Source organism: Ensifer sp. CCNWLY38, assembly GCF_037120565.1.
GTDB lineage: Bacteria > Pseudomonadota > Alphaproteobacteria > Rhizobiales > Rhizobiaceae > Ensifer > Ensifer adhaerens_H.
In genome coordinates this window covers 1-22,572 of sequence record NZ_JBBBBO010000008.1, presented here as the reverse complement: position 1 = coordinate 22,572, position 22,572 = coordinate 1, and the positions used below count along the sequence as shown (strand labels likewise).

Here is a 22,572-nt window from a genome sequence, read left to right as displayed (position 1 = left end):
AAGAGCTCGCCAGACAACAAAGGAAAGAGCCTATGAAAATCACAATGATCGGCGCCGGCTATGTAGGCCTCGTTTCCGGTGTGTGTTTTGCGGATTTCGGTCACGACGTCGTCTGTCTCGACAAGGATGAGAGCAAGATCGACGCGCTGATGCAGGGCCGTATTCCGATCTTCGAACCCGGCCTCGACCATCTGGTGGCCAGCAACGTCGCCTCGGGTCGGCTGTCGTTCACGACCGATCTCGTTTCCGCCGTCGCCGACAGCGACGTCATTTTCATCGCGGTCGGTACGCCTTCCCGCCGCGGCGATGGTCATGCCGACCTCTCCTACGTGTATGCAGCGGCCCGCGAGATTGCCGAGAACCTCAAGGGGTTCACCGTCATCGTTACCAAATCCACCGTTCCGGTCGGCACGGGCGATGAGGTCGAGCGCATCATTCGCGAAACCAATCCTGACGCCGATTTCGCCGTCGTCTCCAATCCGGAATTCCTGCGCGAGGGTGCGGCGATCGAGGACTTCAAGCGGCCTGACCGTATCGTCATCGGTGTTGTCGACGATGATGCGCGGGCGCGTGACGTCATGACCGAGGTTTACCGGCCGCTCTATCTCAACCAGTCGCCGCTCGTCTTTACGTCGCGCCGCACCTCCGAACTGATCAAGTATGCCGGCAACGCCTTCCTGGCGATGAAGATCACCTTCATCAACGAGATGGCAGACCTCTGCGAAAAGGTCGGCGCCAATGTCCAGGACGTCGCCCGCGGCATCGGCCTCGACGGCCGCATCGGCTCGAAGTTTCTGCATGCCGGCCCCGGCTACGGCGGCTCGTGCTTCCCGAAGGACACACTGGCACTGGTCAAGACCGCGCAGGACCATGACGCGCCCGTCCGGCTCGTCGAGACCACGGTTGCGATCAACGACAACCGCAAGCGGGCAATGGGCCGCAAGGTGATTGCGGCTGCCGGCGGCGACGTGCGCGGCCACAAGATCGCGATCCTCGGCCTCACCTTCAAGCCGAACACCGACGACATGCGCGACAGTCCGGCGATCGCCATCGTGCAGACGCTGCGGGACGCCGGCGCCCACATTATCGGCTACGACCCGGAAGGCATGGAGAACGCCAAGAAGATCATCGACGGCATCGACTATGCCAGCGATCCCTATGAGGCGGCCAACGAAGCGGATGCGCTGGTGATCGTAACGGAATGGAACGAGTTCCGCGCGCTTGACTTCCGCCGCTTGAAGTCGGCGATGAAGACACCCATTCTCGTCGACCTCAGGAACATCTATCGCCAGGACGAGGTCGTGAAGCACGGCTTTGCCTATTCCAGCATCGGCCGGCCCCTCTGAGGGCCTCGGTCCACGGGAGGGGCGGAAGCGGACGGAACGGCGCGCCGACTATGCCTTTGGAATCGGCAGCGGCGGCAGAGCTTCCCAACTCTTGCCGGCAAGGATGACGCAGCTACGGCCGTTGACGTCGGTGACGATCAATGTCCAGCTGCCGTTGTCGGCGGCATAGACTTCCAGGATCGCCTGAGGATTGATGAGCGCCGTCGCGGCTGGCTTTTCCCGATACTGCCGCGCCAGAAACTCGATCACCTCGGATCGGTTCGCGCAATTTATCGGGGCCTGCGAAACTGCGGGGACCGGGCGCGCCGTTACCCCGGCTGCCAGAAGGGCGGCCAGCGCCAAGCCGCGGATCGCCTTGCGTACCATCACCCAACTCCTTTCACCGGATGCCCGGCGGAGGAGGAGTTTCCGCTAACCTTTTCCGCCGTAGATCCGGCTGCTCGATTGGCACACTGCTTACACAACAGCGCAGGTGCCACGATGAAGAGAGTATGGCGGAAAGCCGCGATTATTACAATTATCTAATTTATAGACCATCCACCGGAGGCGCCGCGCGTCGTAATGACGCGCGACGCTGCAGAGCCGATGCCGAAGCGGCTATTTGCGCTTCATCGCCTCCATCAGGGCCGCACCAAAGGCGCCCTGCGACGGCGCTTGCGGCTTCTGCTGGCGCGTGGGCGCGCCGCGGTTGCCGCCGTTCGGTGCGGTGCCACGGGCCTCGCGACCTGACTCAGCGCCACCATCCTTCCGCATCGTCAGGCCGATGCGCTTACGGGCGATATCCACCTCGGTGACGCGAACGGTCACGACATCCCCGGCCTTCACCACTTCATGCGGGTCCTTGATGAAACGGTCCGCGAGTTGGGACAGGTGGACGAGGCCATCCTGGTGGACGCCGACGTCGACGAAGGCACCGAAAGCCGCGACGTTGGTGACGGTGCCCTCGAGCTGCATGCCGACCTTCAGGTCCTTGATGTCGTCGATGCCCTCGGCAAAGGTCGCGGTCTTGAAGCTCGGGCGCGGGTCACGGCCCGGCTTTTCGAGTTCGGCGAGAATGTCCTTGACGGTCGGCAAGCCGAAGCGCTCGTCCACGAAGGTCCGTGGGTCGAGTTGCTTCAGCGCGACACTGTCGCCCATCAGAGCGCGCACGTCGCGGCCGCAGGCGGCGACGATCTTCTTGGCGACGCCATAGGCTTCCGGATGGACGGAGGAGGCATCGAGCGGCTCCTTGCCGTTCGGGATGCGCAGGAAGCCTGCGCACTGTTCGAAGGTGCGCGCGCCAAGCCGCGGCACGTTCAACAGTTCCTTGCGGCTTCCAAATGGCCCGGTCGCGTCACGATGCGCGACGATCGCCTCGGCCGAGGATTTGCCGAGGCCGGACACCCGGGCAAGCAGCGGTGCCGACGCCGTGTTGACGTCGACGCCGACGGCGTTCACCGCGTCTTCCACCACCGCATCGAGCGAGCGGCTGAGCTTCGACTGGTCGACGTCGTGCTGGTACTGGCCAACGCCGATCGACTTCGGCTCGATCTTCACAAGCTCGGCCAGCGGATCCTGCAAGCGGCGGGCGATCGAGACTGCACCGCGCAGCGAAACGTCGAGGCCGGGGAACTCCAGGGCGGCCGTTTCAGATGCCGAGTAAACCGAGGCGCCGGCTTCGGAAACGATGACCTTGGTCGGCTTCGGCGCCGGCAGTTGCTGGAGCATGTCGGCAACGAGCTTTTCGGTCTCACGGCTGCCGGTTCCGTTGCCGATCGCGATCAGTTCCACCTTGTGCTTGCGGATCAGCGAGGCGAGCTCGGCCTGCGTGCCGCGGACGTCGTTCTTCGGTGGGAACGGGTAGACGGTCGTCGTTTCGAGCAGCTTGCCGGTGCCGTCGACCACCGCGACCTTGACGCCGGTGCGGATGCCCGGATCGAGGCCCATCGTGGCCCGCGATCCCGCAGGTGCGGCAAGCAGCAGATCCTTGAGGTTGCGGGCGAAGACGTGGATCGCCTCCTCCTCCGCGCGCTCGCGCAGTTCGCGCATCAGATCGAGCGACAGCGACATGGAGAGCTTCACGCGCCAGGTCCAGCCGATCATCTCGGCAAGCCATTTGTCACCCGGCAGATGGGCGCCGACATTGTAGGCGGCGGCAATCATGCGCTCGACCGGCTTTACCGGCGACGTGTCGTCCTGATCGACGACGATATCAACGGACAGAACCTCTTCGTTCCAACCGCGCAGCATCGCCAGCGCCCGGTGACCGGGCGTCGTCGCCCAGCGCTCGGAATGGTCGAAGTAGTCGGAGAACTTGGCGCCCGCCTCCTGCTTGCCGTCGACGACCCTGGCCCGCAGGAACGCGGCACCTTTCATGTGGTTGCGCAGGCGGCCGAGCAGATCGGCGTTTTCGGTCATGCCTTCGGCGATGATGTCGCGGGCGCCATCAAGCGCCGCCTTCACATCCATCACCTCGGCGGTCAGGAAGGCCGTTGCGCGATCGGCCGGCGCGATGGAGCGATCGGCAAGGATCGCTTCGGCCAGCGGCCCGAGGCCACGCTCGCGGGCGATCTCAGCCTTGGTGCGGCGCTTCGGCTTGTAGGGCAGATAGATGTCTTCGAGTTCCGCCTTGGTTTCGACGGCGGCGATCTTGGCTTCCAGTTCGTCCGTCAGCTTGTCCTGCCCGCGGATCGACTCCAGGATCGATGCCCGACGCGCCTCGAGTTCGCGCAAGTAAGTCAGCCGCTCCGACAGCATACGCAATTGCGTATCGTCGAGCCCGCCGGTCACTTCCTTGCGGTAGCGCGCGATGAACGGCACCGTTGCCCCCTCGTCCAGCAGCTCGACAGCGGCTGTAACCTGCGAAGGTGCTGCCTTGATTTCGCTGGCAATAATGGCGGCGATGGATTTAGCGGGGCTGGCCATGGGAATTCCGTCTTTCCTGCAGCGCTTAAAAGCACCGCACGTTTTGTCCTTGGATCGGAGATGATCTGCGGAAACAGGCAGTCGTTTGGTCGGCGACCATAAAGGCGCAGGGCTTCGAGGCCAAGTGAAGGCCTTCGGAGGAAATTCCGAACTCCACAGAAGATGGGAGATGGCCATCCCGTGTCGACCTATAGCGACAGGGATGGCCCTTGCATCAGACCGCGATCGCAGCCGGTTCGATGTGTTCTTCCGCCGGCGCCTCGTCCCAATTGTTGACCGGTTCGAGCGGCGGCCGACGCTTCTCGAACTCGATCAATTGCCGCTCCCGCTCCTCGATGTAGCCGCGCGTGACCGGCACGGCATCGAGAGAAGGCGAGAGCTGAAGCTGGAAGATGAAGTGTTTGTCGTAGAGGAAGGCCGTTTCGGAAGCCGCCAGATAGAACTCCCACATGCGGAAGAAGCGTTCGTCGTAGAGCCTTACCGCCTCTTCGCGGCGCGCGACGAAACGCTCACGCCAGGCCCGCAAGGTCCAGGCATAGTGCATCGGCAGGATCTCGACATCCTTCACCAGCAGCCGCATACGCTCGACCGACGGCAGAACCTCGGAGAGAGCGGGAATATAACCGCCGGGGAAGATGTACTTTTCGATCCACGGGTTGGTCGCCCAGGGCTTGTAGACCTGGCCGATCGAATGCAGCAGCATGACGCCTTCCGGCGTCAGCAGCTCCTTTATCTTGCTGAAGAAATTTCCGTAGTTGCCGATGCCGACATGCTCGAACATGCCGACGGAAACGATGCGATCGAACTGCCGGCCCTCAAGGGTTCGGTAGTCCTGCAGTTCGAAGCGGACGCGATCGGAAAGCCCGCGCCTGGCGGCACGATCACGGGAAACCTTCAGTTGCTCCTCGCTGAGCGTGATGCCCGTGACTTCGACTCCGGAAGATTCGGCCAGATACATGGCCATCCCGCCCCAGCCCGAGCCGACCTCCAGCACCTTCTGCCCCGGCTCCAGCAGAAGCTTCGCGGTGATGTGCCGCTTCTTGGCGAGCTGTGCAGCGTCGAGCGATATTCCCCGCGGCTGGAAATAGGCGCAGGAGTATTGCCAGTCCTCGTCGAGGAACAGGTTGAAGAGATTGCGATCGAGATCGTAGTGATGGGCGACGTTGTTCCGGTTGCGATTGACCGGCATGCGGCTCACCAACTGCTGGCGCAGCACATGCCACAGGCCTGTGATCGTGTTGGTGGCATTTGCCGCATTCTCGATGCCGTTCGCCTTCACGATCGAAAGCACGTCGAAAATGTCACCTCTTTCGATGACGACGCGCCCATCCATGTACATTTCACCAAAGCGAAGGCCCGGGTCCCGGACGATCGCATTCTCCGCCTCCGCGTCGACGATGCGGATTGATGCCGGTTTTCCGGTGCCGTCACCCAAAATGACCTGTTCGCCGGAAGAAAAAGTCACCGTCAGATTGCCGTTGCGCACCAGACGGCGAAGCAAAGTCAACAATGCTGCATTCATATCTCACCCCTACCAGACCTACATACGTGTCCTGGCGCACGAGAGATGCGAAGGGCCGGCTCTTTCGGGGCTTCCGGGGGTTGCGTGAGCGCGCATGGCGAACAGACGCGAGCACGTCCGGAAGCGGCGAGAACCGGCTCGGGCGTGGCGTCACGGGTATCCAGCGGGCGCGTCAGGATCCTTGTGCTTGCCCCGCCGGAAATTCGTCAGGCCAGCCGCCATCGGGCTCCTATCCATCAGAACTTCCATTTAATTTAGGAAGCTTCCATCGATTGGCAATGGGTTCTCTATGGCCCCTCATAGATTTGTTTCCTTAGCAAATGAGGAAACGCGGCTATGCGCCAACGACTCCGCGCCCTCGCAAGCGAGCACGATCATGCGGGCGATCGAAATCCAGCATCGGGCCGGCGGGAACGATGCGGGTCGGATTGATATGGGCAATGCCGTAGTAGCCGCGTTTGATTTGATCGATGCGCACGCTCTCGCGGATACCCGGCCATTGATAGATTTCGCGCAGATAGTTCGACAACGCCGGGTAGTCCTCGATCCGGCGGATGTTGCATTTGAAGGCGCCGTGATAGGCCGCATCGAAGCGAACCAGGGTGACGAACAAGCGGATGTCTGCCTCGGCCAGGTACTCGCCTGCGAGATAGCGATTGACCGTAAGATGCGCCTCGAGCTCGTCGAGCATGCCGAACAGGCTCGACACCGCCTCATCATAGGCTTCCTGCGTCTTTGCAAAGCCGGATCGGTAGACGCCGTTGTTGACCCGCTCGTAGATCGGGCCATTCCAGCGATCGATTTCGCCACGCAACGCCTCCGGATAGAAATCGAGCCGGTTGCCGGTCAGATGATCAAAGCCTGAGTTCAGGATGCGGATGATGTCGGCGGACTCGTTGTTGACGATCCGCCCTTCGCGCATGTCCCAGAGAACCGGTACCGAGACCTTGCCGGTATAGGTCGGGTCGCTCGCCACATAGAGTTCATGATGAAAACGGATCTTGCCGACGCGCTCGCCGGCATCGACCGGCTCGTCATAGGTCCAGCCATCCTCACCGAGCACCGGGTTGGCCACCGTAAGTCCGATGATCTCCTGCAATCCCTTGAGGTTGCGGAAGGCAATCGTGCGCGAGGCCCAGGGGCAGAGATAGGAAACGAACAGGCGGTAGCGCCCCGCCTCGGCCGGCAGAGCCGGCTGGCCATCCGGCCCTGGGCTCCCGTCCGGCGTGATCCAGCGATGAAAGCGCGTCGGCTCCCGGTGGAATGCACCGCCTTTCATCTCGCTGGCCGCAACGTCGCCCTTGACCCATTTTCCTTCGACAAGCTGCGGCATCTCTTTTCTCCGGATCGCAAAATCAGCGATAGCTACGTCTCACAGGGCGCGGCTGAGGGTCAATCGCGCGCGCGGGTGACACATCGTTCGCAATCCGCGACACGCACGTGAGGCGTGTATCAACATCCTGACGCCACAATGTCGAGCAATCCGGATTCGAAGAGGAGAATCAGGATGAAGAAGTTCGTTGCTGCCATTGTTCTGTTTGCCGCCGTCGTCTGGCTGATGAACACGTCGCTGTTCGTCACGCCACCGGCAGGCTCGGCGAAACTGCTGTCGCACCGAGGCGTCCACCAGACCTATCCGAAGACGAATGTCGGCAACGACACCTGTACGGCAACGATCATCGACACGCCGCAGCATTCCTATCTGGAGAACACGATTGCCTCCATGCAGGCTGCCTTCGACGCCGGGGCCGACGTCGTCGAACTCGACGTGCATCTTACCCCGGACAAGAAATTCGCGGTCTTCCATGACTGGACGCTGGATTGCCGGACCGAAACCAAGGGCGTCACCGAGGAAACGCCGATGGCGACGCTGAAGAGCCTCGATATCGGCTACGGCTATACGGCCGATGGCGGCAAGACCTTCCCCTTCCGCGGAAAGGGCGTCGGCCAGATGCCGACGCTGGATGAGGTGCTGGCTGCCCTGCCCGACCGCAGGTTTCTCGTCAACTTCAAGAGCCGGCGCACCGAGGAGGGCGCGGCACTCGCAACGCTGATCGAAGCGCAGCCACAATGGCGGCAGGCTATGTTCGGAGTCTATGGCGGAGAGGAACCGACTCGCGAGACTCTGAAGCGCCTGGAAGGGATGCGCGGCTATGACCGGACGTCGACGATGGCGTGCCTAACGCGCTATCTCGGCTATGGCTGGACCGGTCTGATGCCGGAGGCCTGCAGGAACACGCTCGTCATCGTGCCCGGCAATTACGCGCATTTTCTCTGGGGTTGGCCCGATCGGTTCTCCGCGCGCATGAAAGCGGCCGGAAGCGAGATCATCCTGCTCGGCCCCTATCACGGCGGCGACTTCACCACCGGGATCGATACGATGCAGGATCTGGAATTGGTCCCGCCGGGGTTTTCCGGCTACATCTGGACCAACCGTATCGAGATGATCGGCCCGGCCCTGGGAAAGCGGCAGATCGCTGAGGCCAGGGCAAACTGAGGCGGCATCCACCGCACGGCTTGCCCCTTGCCGGCATCCTATGTGCCCAAGCCTATCGCGGGAATTCGAGGCCCATTTCGCGGAAGCGCTCGGGGTCGTCGCCCCAATTTTCGCGCACCTTGACGAACAGGAAGAGGTGCACCGGCTGCTCGAGGATCTCGGAGATTTCCTTGCGCGACGCCGTCGAGATCGCCTTGATCGCGTCGCCGTTCTTGCCGAGCGCGATCTTCTTCTGGCTTTCGCGCTCGACGTAGATCACCTGTTCGATGCGAACCGATCCGTCCTTGCGCTCTTCCCACTTCTCGGTTTCGACATGCGAGGCATAGGGAAGCTCCTGATGCAGGCGCAGAAACAACTTCTCGCGGGTGATTTCGGCCGCGAGCTGGCGCATCGGCAAATCGGAAATCTGATCCTCCGGATAGTACCAGGGACCTTCCGGCAACGTCTCGGCGAGATAGTCCATGAGGTCCTTGCAGCCCGAACCGTTCAGCGCCGAAATCATGAAGGTGCGTTCGAACTTGATCGTCTCGTTGGCCGCAGCCGCGAGCTTCAAAAGATCCTCCGGCCGCACCTGGTCGATCTTGTTCAACACAAGAATCTTCGGCTGGTGCACTTCCTTCAGCCCCTCGAGGATCGCTTCCGCATCGCCCTTCAGGCCACGCTCGCTATCGATCAGGAGCATGATCACGTCCGCATCCTTGGCGCCGCCCCAGGCGGTCGTGACCATGGCACGGTCGAGCCGCCGCCGCGGCTTGAAGATGCCGGGCGTGTCCATGAAGACGATCTGAGCGTTGTCGTGGATCGCGATGCCACGCACGATCGCGCGCGTCGTCTGCACCTTGTGGCTGACGATCGAAACCTTGGCGCCAACGAGGCGGTTGACCAAAGTCGACTTGCCTGCGTTGGTCGCGCCGATCAGCGCCACGAAACCCGAGTGGGTCGGCGCGCCTTCAGCGGCCGTATCTTTTTCCATGTCCGTCATTTTTTCCGTCAATTTCCGGCGGAGTTTTTCCGCCACACGCCTTCGCGTTCCAGCAATTTCATCGCGGCGACCTGCTCGGCGCCACGCTTGGACCTGTCGATCCCGGTCTCCGGCGCGACCCCCGCGATCTCCACGGTTACCGTGAAGCGGGGATCATGATCCGGGCCGGAACGATCGTCCGTTCTGTAAGTCGGCGCGATGCCAAACTTGGCATGCGCCCATTCCTGCAATTCGGTCTTCGCATCGCGGCGGGCACCGTCGGCGCGGACCGCCCGATCCTTCCAATGGCGCAGCACGAAGCCGCGGGCGGCCTCAAGGCCCCCATCGAGATAGATGGCGGCGATGAGCGACTCTACCACATCGGCGCGCACATTCATCATCGCCTTGCCGGTAATCTTCTTGACGTCGGAACCGGTGCGGATGAACTGGTGCAGTTCCAGATCGTCGGCGACCATGGCGCAGCTTTCGGCGCTGACGAGCTGGTTCAGCCGCACCGACAGCTCGCCTTCATTTGCATCGCGAAACGTCTGGAACAGAAGTTCGGCAACGCAGAGCCCCAGCACCCGGTCGCCCAGGAACTCCAGGCGCTGATAATTGGAGCCTTTGGCGCTACGGGCGCTGGAATGGGTGAGCGCCCGATCCAGGCGCTCCTTCTCAGCAAACTGATAGCCAATCACGGTCTCGAGTTTTGCCCGATCCTCCGCGCTCAGCGACCGCGACTTCATTATTCGACCGCCTTGAACAGACGATCGTAACGCAGGTTCGCCGGCCACTTCCAGACTTCGCGGAACGAGGTGTCGTTGCCGAGCGAGAAGAAGATCATGCTGGCGCGGCCAACCAGGTTCTCGGCCGGGACGAAGCCGACGTCGAAGCGGCTGTCGGCCGAGTTGTCGCGGTTGTCGCCCATCATGAAATAGTGGCCTTCGGGCACGATGAATTCGCGGGTGTTGTCGCCGCGCGAATCCGGGAACTGGTCGAGCGTGTCGTAGGACACGCCGTTGTCCATCGTCTCACGATAGACCGGGACGTCTCCGCCGGTGTCGTACTGATCGTCGGCGCGGAACGCACCGTCCGGCACGCGGTCGACCGGCTTGTCGTTGATGTAAAGGATGCTGTTGCGCACCTGGACGCGATCCCCCGGCAGGCCGACGAGGCGCTTGATATAGTCGATGTCGGGGTTCGGCGGGAAGCGGAAGACGACGATATCGCCACGCTTCGGCTCGCTGGCGAGAATGCGGCCGGAGAACAGATCGGGAGAAAGCGGCAGTGAATACTTGGAGAAACCGTAGGCGAACTTGTTGACGAAGATGTAGTCACCGACGAGCAGCGTCGGCATCATCGAGCCCGAGGGAATGGTGAAGGGCTGAAAGAGAACGGTACGGATGACCACGGCCAGGAGCAGCGCCTGGATAACGACCTTCACGTTTTCCCAGAGACCGCTCTGCTTCGCTTCTGTCTTTTCTGCCACGCTCGTGTCTTCCTTTATCATGGCAACGCCCTCACCGGGGCTTGCTCTTAACTTTCTTCCGCAGCTCTGATCCCACCTTCAAACTGCGTACAATCCGGTCCCATATGCTGCAGGCTGCCTGCCCTTCAATCGCCTCGGACCGGGTTTTCCAGCGGAATGCTCTAAACCGTTCCCTCAACCGGGGCAACGGGCAGCGCTTCGATAATCACGAAGGCCTGCGCCAGAGGAAAATCGTCGGTGATCGTTAGGTGAATGGCCGCCCGGTGATGGGGCGGCAGCATCTGCGCCAGACGCTCCGCCGCACCGCCGGTGAGGTTCATTGTCGGTTTGCCGCCGGGCAAATTGATGACGCCCATGTCCTTCCAGAAAACGCCCTGCGCCAGACCCGTGCCCAGCGCCTTCGAACAGGCTTCCTTGGCGGCGAAGCGCTTGGCGTAGGAGGCTGCCCTATTTTTCCGGCCTTCGGACTTGGCGATCTCGATTTCCGTGAAACAGCGCTGCACGAAGCGCTCGCCGAATCGAGAAAGCGAGTTTTCGATCCGCCTGATATCGATCAGGTCGCTGCCTATGCCTATGATCATGAGGAAGATCCGAAGTCCTTGGTGCGCGCGCGGCGTCGCTTTTGAAAGATGCGAGCAGCGTGGTAAGCCGCAAGATAGGAAATCAGCGCGCCGGCGGCGGCCAGCGGCAGGGAGCCGATGAGCATCGGCTTGAAGACCGGTCCCCAAAGAGCGGAGAGGTCGAAGTGCTCGACCATGCGCATCACATCGGCGCTGCTGGCGGCGTGCGCGCTTTCCACACCCAAGATGGCGATGCCGAGCTCGTAGGACGCGGTCAGGATCATCGGGATCGTCACCGGATTGGCAAGCGCGGTGGTGATCGCGGCGGCAACCAGATTGCCGGAGAACACGAAGGCCAGGGCGACGGCTATGACGATGTGCAGACCGAAGAACGGCGTAAACGACGACGCCGCGCCCGCAGCCACCCCGATAGCAATCGAGTGCGGTGTCGAGGAGAGGCGCAGGACCCGCAAGGCAATGTAGCGCGGGCCACGCCGAAAGCCCTTGCGCGGCCAAAGGAGTGCGCGGAGCCTTTCGGAAATCGTGACCGGTTTTCTGCGTCTAAATAACATTCTGCCGTCATGACCGCATCTTGGAGCCGTGCGACCGGCACAAGACGGCGCGTCCGCCTGTTTGCTGGCCGCAAGATAGGCGTCATGCCTGCGGCTTGCAACCCGCTGGCGCGCCGCGCACGTGTCGCAGGCGAGCCATTCACGGAACGCATGGCTTCAGCATCCCGCCATCAGACGGGACGCGATCGACTTAGTAGTTGCGGAACAGGCCGCGATCGATCTGGCGCTGACGGTACTCGAGATCGATGCGATCGACCGAGCTATTGAGATAGGCGAGCTCGCGCTCTTCCTGAGTGGGGACGCGCAGGGCGCGGGTGATCTTCTTCAACTGATTGAACATGGCAAACCTCTTTGTTTACCTCCCGATACAGAAGATAGTTTAGAAGTCCCTTTTCCACCAGTTCCAGGAAAAGGCGGCAGCCATGCAGTCACAGCATGCCTTGCCGCTTTGCCATGCACCTCGTGCCTGTTTTTGAGGCAGCGACATGTAAAACAGGCCCGCCGACGGCCACGGCCGCCTTCCAGGCCGCCGCGCCGGTTGGCTCATTCGAAGAGGCGCTTCACCGTGGACACGCTCGGAAGCTCCTTGAGCTGCGTGATCAGATGGTTGAGCTGGCGCAGATCCCAGACTTCGAGATCGAACTGCAACTCGCTGAAGTCCGCCGCCACGCGGCCCATCGACAGTGAGCGGATATTGACGTCGCTGGTCGCGATCGCCTGAGCCACTTCGGCCAGCGTTCCCGGCTCATTCAGGGCGCTGATTGCAATCCGAGCCATGAAGCGGCTGCTGTTGGCTTCGTCCAGATCCCAGCGCACATCGATCCAGCGCTCCGGTTCGTCGTCGAATTTCTGCAGGATGGGCGACTGGATCGGATAGATGGTGATGCCCTTGTCCTTTTCCATGATACCGACAATACGATCGCCGGGAATGGCACCGGCGGGGCTGAAATGCACCTCGGCATTGCCGGAGAGACCGCGGATTGGAAGCGCTTCTGGCCCTTCGACCTGTACTGCGCCGTTCGCATCCCTTCCAAGCCCCGGCAGTTTGAACACCATGCCGGCGGCGCTGCGCATGTTGAACCAGCCATCGTCGGCGCTCGGCTTCACCGTCACGCGCTCATCCTGGTGATCCGGGAAGACCGCGCGCAGGACATCGAGCGAAGAGAGCTCGCCGCGACCGACCGCAGCGATCGCGTCTTCGACTTCCTTCTGGCCGAGACGATGCAGCGCCGGCTTCAGCGCCTCGCGCGAAAACGTCTTGCTGGCGCGCTCGAAGGTGCGCTCCAGAATGCGATAGCCGAGGCCGGCATATTGCTTGCGAATGGCAGCCCTTGTCGCCCGTCGAATCGCCGAGCGCGCCTTGCCGGTGACGACGATCTCTTCCCAGGCCGGCGGCGGCACCTGAATGCCCGAGCGGATGATCTCCACCTCGTCGCCGTTGTTGAGGCGGGTGACCAGCGGCATGATGCGGCCGTTGATCTTGGCGCCGACGCAGGTGTCGCCGATGTTGGTGTGTACGGCGTAGGCGAAGTCGATCGGCGTCGCGCCACGCGGCAGCGCGATGAGCTGCCCTTTGGGCGTGAAGCAGAACACCTGATCTTGAAACAGTTCGAGCTTGGTGTGCTCGAGGAATTCTTCAGGATTGTCACCCTCGGCCAGGGATTCGATCGTGCGCCTGAGCCAGGAATAGGCATTCGACGTCGGCGACAGGGCCGGATCCGAGTTCCCCTCCCCGTCCTTGTAGAGCGAATGGGCGGCGATACCGTATTCGGCGATATCGTTCATGCGCCGCGTGCGGATCTGCAGCTCGATGCGCTGGCGCGATGGACCGACGATCGTGGTGTGGATCGACTGATAGTCGTTCTGCTTGGGCGTCGAGATATAGTCCTTGAACCGGCCCGGCACGACCCGCCAACGCGTGTGCACGATGCCCAGTGCCCGGTAACATGACTGAATGTCGTCGACGATGATGCGGAAACCCCAGACGTCGGAGAGCTGCTCGAAGGACAACGACTTCGACTGCATCTTGCGGAAGACCGAATAGGGCTTCTTCTGGCGGCCCTTGACCTGCGCAGCCTTCAGGCCCTCAGCCTGAAGGAGCTCCCGCAATTCGTCCTCGATCTTCTTGATCAGACCTTCGTTGCGCTGGGAAAGTTCTTCCAGCCGCCGGGTGACCGTCTCGAAGGCTTCCGGATTGATGTGGCGGAACGAGAGGTTTTCGAGCTCCTCGCGCATGTCCTGCATGCCCATGCGGCCGGCGAGCGGCGCATAGATATCCATCGTTTCTTCGGAGATGCGGGCCCGCTTTTCCGCCGACATGTGGTCGAGCGTGCGCATATTGTGCAGCCGGTCGGCAAGCTTGACCAGCAGCACACGCACGTCGTCGGAGATCGCCAGCAGCAGTTTGCGCAGGTTCTCGGCCTGCTTGGCCTTCTTCGTGACGAGATCGAGCTTCTTGATCTTCGTCAGTCCTTCAACGAGCGCACCGATGTCTTCGCCGAAGAGATCGTCGATCTCCTGGCGGGTCGCCGTCGTGTCTTCGATCGTGTCGTGCAGCAGCGCGACCGCAATCGTCGACTCGTCGAGCCGCATTTCCGTGAGGATCGCAGCCACTTCCAGGGGATGAGAGATATAGGGATCGCCGCTTGCCCGCTTCTGCTGGCCATGCTTTTGCATCGCATAGACGTAGGCCTTGTTCAGCAAGGCTTCATTGACGTCGGGCTTGTATTTTTGCACGCGCTCAACGAGCTCGTATTGGCGCATCATTCGCTAGCGGTCCTCTAGATCAGGATGATTTAGCTCGAAACGACCTAAATCATAAACGTGATCGTTTCTCATAAGGTAGAGCGGGATGCGGGCGGAAAACCGCATCCACTTTTCCTCATCCCGCTCCAGAAGATATCAATAAAAAAGTGCGCCAATCATACGAGTGGCGCACTGCTTTGAAAACACGCAGGAACGGGCGTTCCGCGAAGGATCTCAGTAGTCGTCGCTCTTTTCCGGCGGCACAAGACCTTCGATGCCGGCCAGCAGTTCTTCTTCCGACATGCGGTCGAACGTGATCGCTTCCGGCTGATCTTCGTCCTCGGCAACTTCGGTGAAGGTGGTTTCCGCTTCCGACTGAAGCAGCGAAGCCGGATCGGGCTCGGGCTCGTCCACTTCAACATGCTTCTGCAGCGAATGGATCAGATCTTCCTTGAGGTCGCCGGGAGAAAGCGTCTCATCGGCGATCTCGCGCAGCGCAACGACCGGGTTCTTGTCGTTGTCGCGGTCGATGGTGATGGCGGCACCCTGGGAAATCAGGCGCGCGCGGTGGCTGGCAAGCAGAACGAGTTCGAAACGGTTATCGACCTTGTCGATGCAATCTTCGACGGTGACGCGGGCCATTGCCTGTCCTTTTGGGCTCGAAGCGCGGCGGCATCGCCGCTGCACGGATTGACGACACGAAACCGGAACAGCCGTCTAGCGACGGCCTCGTCGGCTCCGATTTCTGGAATTAGCCGCCCGGATACAATCAAAACAAGACAAGTTCAAGTTTTTCCTTCAAGTGCCGCTCACGTAACGTCACACTTCGTGATAAAATGCGATCCCAATGGGCTGGAAAACCTTAGCCGCAAACACCTGGTTGCATCATCGGCCTCGACGCCAAAACGCCTGGTAGAAAAGGCACTCCAGGGATGTGGACTATCTATAGCAACTGCTAAAACTAGCTATATTCGCGAGCGCCCTGCTGGAATAATGCAATGCCTAGCCTACATTATTTGCAATATCAGCAATTATTAATGTAACCGACTTATTTTTGCGTATCGGCCGGCAGCGGGCATTTGATGCGCCGGCATTGAAAAGGAAAGACGATGTTTGATCCCCGCGAAAAGATCGCACTTTTTATCGACGGCGCCAATCTCTACGCGGCATCGAAGAGCCTCGGCTTTGACATTGACTATCGCAAACTCCTGAAAGCCTTTCAAAAACGCGGTTACCTGCTGCGCGCCTACTACTACACCGCCCTCATTGAAGATCAGGAATATTCTTCGATCCGCCCGCTGATCGACTGGCTAGACTACAATGGTTACAAGGTCGTGACGAAGCCGGCCAAAGAATTCACCGATTCACTTGGCCGCCGCAAGATCAAGGGCAACATGGACATCGAACTGGCGATCGATGCAATGGAACAGTCCGAGACCGTCGATCACCTCGTCATCTTCTCCGGTGACGGCGACTTCACCACGCTCGTCGAAGCGCTGCAGCGCAAGGGCCGCAAGGTCTCGGTCGTGTCGACAATGTCCACCCAGCCACCGATGATTGCCGACGACCTTCGTCGCCAGGCCGATCACTTCATCGACCTCGCAACGCTGCGGGCCGAAATCGGCCGCGAGCCTTCCGAACGCACGCCGCGGCATACGGCCGAACCGGTGGCGGACCCCGTCGAAATCTAAAGCGACGACAATCACTCAAGCTATCGCTTTCGAGCATTGCTCAAAGAACAGTCGAACGCTTTGGGGAGACGGTAGGGGCGCGCATCGCGCGAGCCTCAAATATGAGCGGCTTTGATCGCCGCCGTTATTTTTGTTGGTATAGATGCGGGGCGACTAGGGATCGCTTAGCCGCGATCCTTCAACAGGCGGTTTTTCTGCCGATTCCAATCGCGCTCTTTCGAGGTCTCGCGCTTGTCGTGGAGCTTCTTGCCCTTGCCGAGTGCCAGCTCTAGCTTGGCCCGGCCGCGCTCGTTGAAGTAGATGCGCAGCGGAATCAGCGACATGCCTTCGCGATTGACCGCGCCCTGCAGACGATTGACCTCGCGCTTCGACAGAAGCAGCTTCCGCCGCCGCCGCGTTTCATGGTTGAAGCGATTCGCCTGCAGATATTCCGGCAGATAGGAGTTGATCAGCCAGATCTCTCCACCTTCGTCCGTCGCATAGGACTCAGCGATGTTGGCCTTGCCCTCGCGCAACGACTTGACCTCGGTGCCGGTCAGAACCAGACCGGCCTCGTAGGTGTCGACGATCTCGTAGTTGAAGCGGGCCTTTCGGTTTTCCGCCACAACCTTGTTGACCGTGCGCTGGCTTCCTTTGGGTGCCATCAGTTTGTCAATCCTGCATGCCTCAGCGCCGCGTCGATCGCCGCTTCGGTTGCCGGCTCCAGCGTCGACAAGAGCGGCGAACGCACGGTGCGGCTCATCCGGCCGAGACGGTTCAGCGCGTATTTCGCGCCGCAAAGGCCGGGCTCCATGAAGATCGCCTTGTGCAGCGGCATCAGCTTGTCCTGATAGGCGAGCGCCTTGGCGAATTCGCCGGCAAGCGTCGCCTCCTGGAACTCGGCGCAGAGGCGCGGAGCGACATTGGCCGTGACGGAAATGCAGCCGACGCCACCATGGGCGTTGAAACCGAGCGCGGTTGCGTCCTCACCGGAAAGCTGAACGAAATCCGGACCGCAGGCCATGCGCTGTTCGGAAACGCGCTCGATCTTGCCCGTCGCATCCTTGACGCCGATGATGTTCGCATAGGCCTTGCTGAGCGCCGCCATGGTCTCGACACTCATATCCACGACCGAGCGGCCGGGGATATTGTAGATGACGATCGGCAGCTTCACGCTTTCGGCAATCGCGGCGTAATGCGCAAAGAGGCCCTTCTGCGTCGGCTTGTTGTAATAGGGGGTGACAACGAGGATCGCATCGGCACCAGCCTTTTCGGCATGCTGGGCGAGCTCGATTGCTTCCGTCGTGTTGTTGGAGCCGGCGCCGGCGATCACTGGCACCCGCTTGGCGGCCGTCTCGATGCAGAGCTCGACGACTTTCTTGTGTTCGTCATGGGAAAGGGTCGGAGACTCGCCGGTGGTGCCGACTGGCACGAGACCATGGCTGCCTTCTTTTATCTGCCATTCCACATGCGCGACGAAACCATCCGCATCCACCGCGCCGGTCGCGGTGAACGGTGTTACGAGAGCGGGAATGGAACCCTTGAACATGCACAACTCCTGACGGCGCAAAGACGCAAAATGCACTCATGCTTTGGCCGTAATCGACGGTTAAAAAACTGCCGCACCATAATCATGTGAGGGGGCTGCGGCAAGCGTCGTGACACGGCATTTCACGCCGGTTTTCATGCAAAAGCTTGACGTTCGGCCCGCATAATGGTCCGGCTCCGCCATGGGCGCGGCGCGGCATGGTGCGATTGTCATGATCAATATTGGCCGCTAGTCTTGCCTCAGACAATCCGGCGGCAGCTGAATGTGAGACACGGGGAACACGGCCTCTTGATGCGCGGATCAAATTTTCTGCCTGTCGCCGCCATCGTCGGCGCTGCGTTGCTCACATCGCCGGCGATCAGTTCCGAAACGCTGGAACGAGTCCCGGTTCCGGCGCGCAAACCCGACATATCGAACAAGGCTGCGCAGGTTGCTACCGACGAGACCACCAATGCCATTCCGGCGATCGCCACTCCGGTCAACAGCGATCTGAAGACGGGCCTCGACGCCCTCTCCAACCGGCAGCCGGCGACCGCGATTTCCGTGCGCAATGCCATGAGCCGCGATGCGCTCGATCGTCACATCCTGACCTGGGCGATTGCCGTTTCCGGCCAGCGCGGCATTCCTTCCTTTGAGATCGCCGATGCCCAGCGCGAACTTCAGGGATGGCCCGGCCTGAAATCCCTGCGCGCGAATTCGGAGCGGGCGCTCTATCGCGAAAACCCGCCGGCGCCTGACGTCCTTGCCGCCTTTGGCACCACGCAGCCCGAGACAACCGAGGGAACCCTCATCCTGGCTCGCGCACTTGTCGCCCAGGGACAAACGGAAGCAGCCGCGAAACGGTTGCGCGGGATTTGGCAACGGGACGCGCTGGACAAGGAGATGGAGACTCGGATTCTCGCGGAGTTTTCCGGGCTACTTACGCCGGCCGATCATCAGCGACGCATGGCCATGCTCCTCTACCGCAACCGCGTTGAACAGGCCGAACGCTTTGGCGATCTCGGCAAGGCGCAGTCGCTCTATCGTGCCTGGGCGGCCGTCAACCGCGGAAACGACAAGGCAGATGCACTGATCGCGGCGGTCGATCCTTCCAGGCGCAAGGATCCCGCCTATCTCTTCGTTCAGATCGAGTCCTTACGCAAACAGAAGAAATACGAGGAAGCGGCCAAGTTGCTTGCCCGTATGCCCAAGGACAGAGGGATGCTCGTCAATCCCGGCGAATGGTGGGTCGAGCAACGCGTTGTCAGCCGAGGCCTGCTCGACGCCGGCGACTTCAAGGGGGCCTACCGGATCGCGGCCGGTCACATGGCCACGGAGGCGACCGATATCGTCGATGCCGAATTCCACGCCGGCTGGTATGCACTACGCGGCATGGAAGATCCGGCGATCGCAGCTCGCCATTTCCGCCGCATCCTCGATGCGTCAAACCGCCCGCTTTCCGCCTCCCGCGCCTGGTATTGGCTGGGCCGGTCGGCCGAGGCCGGCGGATCGGGCAATGCCAGCGAGTTTTTCGCCAATGCGGCGCGCTACCCCGGCACCTTCTATGGGCAACTCGCAGCCGCCCGGCTCGGCCGCAAGACGCTGAACGTCGCCTACCCTGCCCCGTCGGCGGACGACCGGGCACAATTCGAAAATCGCGAGGCGGTGCGGGCGATCTCCCGCCTTGAAAGCGCCGGGCATGCCTGGCGCGCCGACAGTATCTACCGTGCACTTGCCGAGGAACTGAACAGTCCCGGCGAACTCGCCCTGCTTTCGGCGCGCGCGGAGAAGGCCGGAAACCACCAGCTTTCGCTCCAGATCGGCAAGATTGCATTCGGACGCGGCATCGATGTCGCGGCCCTCGCCTTCCCCGTCGGCGTGATTCCTTCGAGCGCCAATATCGACGGTTCCGGCAAGGCGCTCGCCTATGCGATCGCGCGGCAGGAGAGTGCCTTCAATCCCGCAGCCATCTCCACCGCCAATGCCCGCGGCCTGCTGCAACTGATGCCGGGTACCGCCAAGGGCGTCGCCAACCGCTATGGCCTTGCCTATTCGCAGGACCGGCTGACCAGCGATGCCGGCTACAACGCCACGCTTGGCGCTCACTATCTCGGCGAACAGATCAGCAGTTTTGGCGGGTCTTATATCCTGACCTTCATTGCCTACAACGCCGGACCGCGCCGTGTTCCCGAATGGCTTAGCCGCTATGGCGATCCGCGCGGCAAGCCGATCGACGAAGTCGTCGACTGGATCGAGCGCATTCCATTCCAGGAGACCCGCAATTATGTACAGCGGGTCATGGAAAACTATCAGGTTTACAAGTCGAGGCTCGGGCAGAATGCCGATATCGTCGAAGACCTGAGAATGGGGCGGTAATAACCGAACGCGCCACTCGCCGTTCAAGTAATCGTGATGATCGCCGGCGGCACAAAATGCGGCTTAAGCCATTTCCCTTCTGAGGGTTCGATCTTTCCTGAAGGAAATGGTGAACACAATGAAGACCTTATCCATTATCGCCCTGTCCCTGGCGACGGCAATGAGCAGTGTTCCGCCTGCCAATGCATTCCCGATCGCTCCGCAGCTATCGCAAACGACTGACATTCAAAAGGCTCAGTTCCCATACGAGCGCGGTGAAGCCCGCAAGAACCGCCCCAGTTGTGTCGTTCCTTATTGCGAGCGCGGCGGCCGGCGCGGCTATTATCGTGATGGCGACAGACGCGGATACTATCGGGACGGCTATTACCGGGATGGCTACTATCGCGACCGTTATCGCCGCCACTACAACAACGACAATGATGTCGGCGCTTTCATTGGCGGGCTTGCGGCAGGCGCAATCGTCGGTGGTTTGTTGAGCCAGCCGCGATACTACAATGGGCCGCGCGCAGTCAGCGGCAATGGGCATACGCGCTGGTGCTACGCCCGCTATCGGTCCTATCGCGCCTGGGACAACTCGTATCAGCCCTATGGCGGTCCACGGCGACAATGCAATTCGCCCTACTGACAAGGCAGATGACCACGTTCACAGTGATGCCAACTTCGCCGCTTGAAGTGGCGCGCTGCTAGCGAGCCATTCGCAGCGAATGCGCGCTATGCACACGCCTTGCTCTTTCACCTCGAGCCGCTACGATCCTGCCGTTAGCGGTTGGAGGCAGGCAGGCGATGAATCAAGGCGGGTTTCGGGAACATCGGTTCCTCGCGGCTGATGATTTGCAACTCTACGCGCGAAGCTACGGCCCTGTACTCCCCGCACCTGCAGTTCCGATCATCTGCCTGCCGGGCCTCACCCGCAACAGCCGCGATTTTCACGAGCTCGCAAACTTTCTTTCGTCACCGTCCGGTGGCGGACACACCGTCTTCTCACTCGATTATCGCGGCCGAGGCAATTCGCAGCGTGACGACGACAAGAGCCACTACTCAATCGCAATCGAAACAACCGACGTCATTACGGCCTGCACGCATCTGGGGATTGATCGCGCAGTTTTCATCGGCACCTCCCGCGGGGGCCTGATCCTGCACCACCTCATCGGCGTTGCACCCCACCTGATTGCAGGCACGGTCCTCAATGACATTGGGCCTGTCATCGAAATCGAGGGCCTGCTCGCCATCCGAAACTATCTCAACAAGGAGCCAAGCGAGCCGACAAGCTGGCCCCAGGCGCCTGGCTATCTGAAAGAGCTCCACGGAGCCGATTTCCCGATCCTCGGCGAACGCGATTGGCTGCAGATGGCAAAGGCGGTCTACCGCGACGAGGACGGCGCTCCTATGCCAGATTTTGATGTCGCCATTGCGCGGCAATTGCTGGGCCTGACCGCTGAGGCATTGTTGCCAGATCTCTGGCCGCAGTTTGATGCCCTTTCCCGGATGCCGCTTTTGGTTATCAGAGGGGAGCACTCCCGGCTGCTCTCGGAAGGGACGGTAAGAGAAATGTGCAAGCGGCATTCCGGAGCGGTAGCATTCACCGCACGAGGTCAAGGCCATGCACCGTTGCTGCATCTTGACGGCCCTCGCCAGGCAGTGAGCGCCTTTATCACCGCCATCACAACTGCGGCGCCAAGTTAGCACCGATCGGCTGCACTCAGAGGGCCACCTCGACCATTGACCTCGACGGGCGCATGCACCCGGCTTAATCGGGTCGCGTCGCCGGCCGTGGCTGAGCGTTGCACTTCTCGGAAACGAAAAAACCCGGCTCGAAAGCCGGGTTTCTCTCTTCTGACCGAAGTCAGACGATCTTAGAAGTCGCGCTGCAGACGGACGAAGCCGAATACCTGGTCGTCCTGGTTGTCAGCATCTTGATACTGAACCGACACGCGGGTCGCGAGGCCTTCGGTGATCTTGTAGTCAACCGTTACGCCAGCGCGCCACATGTCGTCGCTACCGAAGTCGGTGAACGAGTCCGCGAGGCTGCCGAAGTACTGAACGCCGGGGGTGATGGCGAGCTTGTCGGTAGCGTTCCAGCGGTAAGAAGCTGCAACGGACCACTCGGATTCAGCCCAGTAGGTGTTCGGGTTGGAAGCCCAGATACCAGCGAGCTGGAAGACGCCCGGGCCGAGGTCAGCCGAGAGCAGAGCGCGGATGGCGCCTTCTTCCCACTCGGTGTCGTAGCCGCCGAGCAAGTCGAACGAAACGCCGCCGACCGAAGCCGAAACGATACCGGAGACGCCGATGCCGTTTGCCTTGGTGGACCAGCCTTCGAGCTCGTCAACCGAGATACCGGCCTGGAACGAACCGCCGTCGTAGAGGTAGGCGATCGAGTTGAACTCGGTGACGTTGCCGAGCGT

General features: G+C 61.2%; 21 protein-coding genes. 6 read left to right on the top strand and 15 right to left on the bottom strand.

Annotated features, from left to right (window positions below):
• The first annotated feature begins 32 nt into the window (after positions 1-32).
• Positions 33-1,346, top strand: coding sequence for a UDP-glucose 6-dehydrogenase (rkpK, locus tag V7S54_RS17850; protein WP_065377008.1), 1,314 nt, complete (start codon positions 33-35; stop codon positions 1,344-1,346).
• A gap of 48 nt (positions 1,347-1,394) precedes the next feature.
• Here rkpK and V7S54_RS17845 read toward each other — a convergent pair whose 3' ends face one another.
• The 4 genes from V7S54_RS17845 to V7S54_RS17830 form a co-directional block, all read right to left on the bottom strand.
• Entirely contained in the window at positions 1,395-1,712 is a 318-nt protein-coding gene (locus V7S54_RS17845; protein WP_065377009.1) for a hypothetical protein, read from the bottom strand.
• Positions 1,713-1,943: 231 nt separating this feature from the next.
• On the bottom strand, positions 1,944-4,250 hold the full coding sequence (locus tag V7S54_RS17840) for a Tex family protein (protein ID WP_065377010.1): 2,307 nt from the start codon (positions 4,248-4,250) through the stop codon (positions 1,944-1,946).
• A gap of 214 nt (positions 4,251-4,464) precedes the next feature.
• A complete protein-coding gene (locus tag V7S54_RS17835; RefSeq protein ID WP_065377011.1) occupies positions 4,465-5,772 on the bottom strand; it encodes an SAM-dependent methyltransferase in 1,308 nt (435 codons plus the stop codon).
• 334 nt (positions 5,773-6,106) lie between these two features.
• Positions 6,107-7,105, bottom strand: a complete 999-nt coding sequence (locus V7S54_RS17830; RefSeq protein ID WP_065377012.1) for a glutathione S-transferase family protein — start codon at positions 7,103-7,105, stop codon at positions 6,107-6,109.
• A 174-nt stretch (positions 7,106-7,279) separates the two neighbouring features.
• Here V7S54_RS17830 and V7S54_RS17825 point away from each other — a divergent pair, with 174 nt between their 5' ends.
• The gene (locus tag V7S54_RS17825; protein WP_336408656.1) at positions 7,280-8,269 is read left to right on the top strand and encodes a glycerophosphodiester phosphodiesterase family protein; all 990 of its coding nucleotides are present in this window, start codon (positions 7,280-7,282) and stop codon (positions 8,267-8,269) included.
• A 52-nt stretch (positions 8,270-8,321) separates the two neighbouring features.
• On the opposite strand, the gene era is transcribed toward V7S54_RS17825, so the two are convergent.
• The 8 genes from era to rpoZ all read right to left on the bottom strand — a co-directional run bounded on the left by era (position 8,322) and on the right by rpoZ (position 15,238).
• On the bottom strand, positions 8,322-9,251 hold the full coding sequence (era, locus tag V7S54_RS17820) for a GTPase Era (protein ID WP_057252807.1): 930 nt from the start codon (positions 9,249-9,251) through the stop codon (positions 8,322-8,324).
• Between the two features lie 8 nt (positions 9,252-9,259).
• Positions 9,260-9,976: a ribonuclease III gene (rnc, locus tag V7S54_RS17815; protein ID WP_141679572.1), complete on the bottom strand. Its 717-nt coding sequence runs from the start codon at positions 9,974-9,976 to the stop codon at positions 9,260-9,262.
• Complete coding sequence (gene lepB / locus V7S54_RS17810; RefSeq protein ID WP_057252913.1) at positions 9,976-10,719, bottom strand: signal peptidase I; 744 nt, start codon at positions 10,717-10,719, stop codon at positions 9,976-9,978. Before lepB ends, rnc begins: the two co-directional genes overlap by 1 nt.
• A 161-nt stretch (positions 10,720-10,880) precedes the next feature.
• A complete protein-coding gene (gene acpS, locus V7S54_RS17805; RefSeq protein ID WP_058320270.1) occupies positions 10,881-11,300 on the bottom strand; it encodes a holo-ACP synthase in 420 nt (139 codons plus the stop codon).
• Positions 11,297-11,752 carry a DUF2062 domain-containing protein gene (locus tag V7S54_RS17800; RefSeq protein WP_234793204.1) on the bottom strand — a complete coding sequence of 152 codons (456 nt, stop codon included), beginning with the start codon at positions 11,750-11,752 and terminating at the stop codon, positions 11,297-11,299. Before V7S54_RS17800 ends, acpS begins: the two co-directional genes overlap by 4 nt.
• Positions 11,753-12,041: 289 nt before the next feature.
• Positions 12,042-12,191 (bottom strand): DUF3563 family protein, encoded by a 150-nt coding sequence (locus tag V7S54_RS17795; protein ID WP_065377015.1) that lies wholly within the window; start codon positions 12,189-12,191, stop codon positions 12,042-12,044.
• 203 nt (positions 12,192-12,394) lie between these two features.
• On the bottom strand, positions 12,395-14,617 hold the full coding sequence (locus V7S54_RS17790; protein WP_065377016.1) for a RelA/SpoT family protein: 2,223 nt from the start codon (positions 14,615-14,617) through the stop codon (positions 12,395-12,397).
• A gap of 213 nt (positions 14,618-14,830) precedes the next feature.
• Positions 14,831-15,238 (bottom strand): DNA-directed RNA polymerase subunit omega, encoded by a 408-nt coding sequence (rpoZ, locus tag V7S54_RS17785; protein ID WP_057252814.1) that lies wholly within the window; start codon positions 15,236-15,238, stop codon positions 14,831-14,833.
• Positions 15,239-15,705: 467 nt separating this feature from the next.
• On the opposite strand from rpoZ, the gene V7S54_RS17780 reads away from it, so the two are divergent.
• A complete protein-coding gene (locus V7S54_RS17780; protein ID WP_057252816.1) occupies positions 15,706-16,287 on the top strand; it encodes a LabA-like NYN domain-containing protein in 582 nt (193 codons plus the stop codon).
• 164 nt (positions 16,288-16,451) lie between these two features.
• On the opposite strand, the gene smpB is transcribed toward V7S54_RS17780, so the two are convergent.
• Both smpB and dapA read right to left on the bottom strand, forming a co-directional pair.
• The gene (smpB, locus tag V7S54_RS17775) at positions 16,452-16,931 is read right to left on the bottom strand and encodes an SsrA-binding protein SmpB (RefSeq protein ID WP_057252818.1); all 480 of its coding nucleotides are present in this window, start codon (positions 16,929-16,931) and stop codon (positions 16,452-16,454) included.
• Positions 16,931-17,815: a 4-hydroxy-tetrahydrodipicolinate synthase gene (dapA, locus tag V7S54_RS17770; RefSeq protein WP_065377017.1), complete on the bottom strand. Its 885-nt coding sequence runs from the start codon at positions 17,813-17,815 to the stop codon at positions 16,931-16,933. Before dapA ends, smpB begins: the two co-directional genes overlap by 1 nt.
• 291 nt (positions 17,816-18,106) lie before the next feature.
• Between dapA and V7S54_RS17765 the strand changes: the two genes are divergently transcribed.
• From V7S54_RS17765 to V7S54_RS17755, 3 genes are all read left to right on the top strand, one after another.
• Positions 18,107-20,170 (top strand): lytic transglycosylase domain-containing protein, encoded by a 2,064-nt coding sequence (locus V7S54_RS17765; protein WP_065377018.1) that lies wholly within the window; start codon positions 18,107-18,109, stop codon positions 20,168-20,170.
• Positions 20,171-20,288: 118 nt separating this feature from the next.
• The gene (locus V7S54_RS17760; RefSeq protein ID WP_065377019.1) at positions 20,289-20,795 is read left to right on the top strand and encodes a BA14K family protein; all 507 of its coding nucleotides are present in this window, start codon (positions 20,289-20,291) and stop codon (positions 20,793-20,795) included.
• A 158-nt stretch (positions 20,796-20,953) separates the two neighbouring features.
• Positions 20,954-21,853 carry an alpha/beta fold hydrolase gene (locus tag V7S54_RS17755; RefSeq protein WP_065377020.1) on the top strand — a complete coding sequence of 300 codons (900 nt, stop codon included), beginning with the start codon at positions 20,954-20,956 and terminating at the stop codon, positions 21,851-21,853.
• A gap of 170 nt (positions 21,854-22,023) precedes the next feature.
• Here the strand turns inward: V7S54_RS17755 and V7S54_RS17750 are convergent.
• On the bottom strand, positions 22,024-22,572 hold a 549-nt coding region (locus V7S54_RS17750; RefSeq protein ID WP_336408655.1), incomplete at its 5' end, for a porin.

Bases quoted from the DNA above. Each gene is read 5' to 3' on its own strand.
- V7S54_RS17825 (WP_336408656.1), top strand. From the start codon at position 7,280: ATGAAGAAGTTCGTTGCTGCCATTGTTCTGTTTGCCGCCGTCGTCTGG.
- era (WP_057252807.1), bottom strand. From the start codon at position 9,251: ATGACGGACATGGAAAAAGATACGGCCGCTGAAGGCGCGCCGACCCAC.
- rpoZ (WP_057252814.1), bottom strand. From the start codon at position 15,238: ATGGCCCGCGTCACCGTCGAAGATTGCATCGACAAGGTCGATAACCGT.
- acpS (WP_058320270.1), bottom strand. From the start codon at position 11,300: ATGATCATAGGCATAGGCAGCGACCTGATCGATATCAGGCGGATCGAA.
- V7S54_RS17845 (WP_065377009.1), bottom strand. From the start codon at position 1,712: ATGGTACGCAAGGCGATCCGCGGCTTGGCGCTGGCCGCCCTTCTGGCA.
- rkpK (WP_065377008.1), top strand. From the start codon at position 33: ATGAAAATCACAATGATCGGCGCCGGCTATGTAGGCCTCGTTTCCGGT.
- V7S54_RS17780 (WP_057252816.1), top strand. From the start codon at position 15,706: ATGTTTGATCCCCGCGAAAAGATCGCACTTTTTATCGACGGCGCCAAT.
- V7S54_RS17760 (WP_065377019.1), top strand. From the start codon at position 20,289: ATGAAGACCTTATCCATTATCGCCCTGTCCCTGGCGACGGCAATGAGC.
- V7S54_RS17835 (WP_065377011.1), bottom strand. From the start codon at position 5,772: ATGAATGCAGCATTGTTGACTTTGCTTCGCCGTCTGGTGCGCAACGGC.
- V7S54_RS17765 (WP_065377018.1), top strand. From the start codon at position 18,107: ATGCGCGGATCAAATTTTCTGCCTGTCGCCGCCATCGTCGGCGCTGCG.
- V7S54_RS17840 (WP_065377010.1), bottom strand. From the start codon at position 4,250: ATGGCCAGCCCCGCTAAATCCATCGCCGCCATTATTGCCAGCGAAATC.
- V7S54_RS17790 (WP_065377016.1), bottom strand. From the start codon at position 14,617: ATGATGCGCCAATACGAGCTCGTTGAGCGCGTGCAAAAATACAAGCCC.
- rnc (WP_141679572.1), bottom strand. From the start codon at position 9,976: ATGAAGTCGCGGTCGCTGAGCGCGGAGGATCGGGCAAAACTCGAGACC.
- smpB (WP_057252818.1), bottom strand. From the start codon at position 16,931: ATGGCACCCAAAGGAAGCCAGCGCACGGTCAACAAGGTTGTGGCGGAA.
- dapA (WP_065377017.1), bottom strand. From the start codon at position 17,815: ATGTTCAAGGGTTCCATTCCCGCTCTCGTAACACCGTTCACCGCGACC.
- V7S54_RS17795 (WP_065377015.1), bottom strand. From the start codon at position 12,191: ATGTTCAATCAGTTGAAGAAGATCACCCGCGCCCTGCGCGTCCCCACT.
- V7S54_RS17830 (WP_065377012.1), bottom strand. From the start codon at position 7,105: ATGCCGCAGCTTGTCGAAGGAAAATGGGTCAAGGGCGACGTTGCGGCC.
- V7S54_RS17755 (WP_065377020.1), top strand. From the start codon at position 20,954: ATGAATCAAGGCGGGTTTCGGGAACATCGGTTCCTCGCGGCTGATGAT.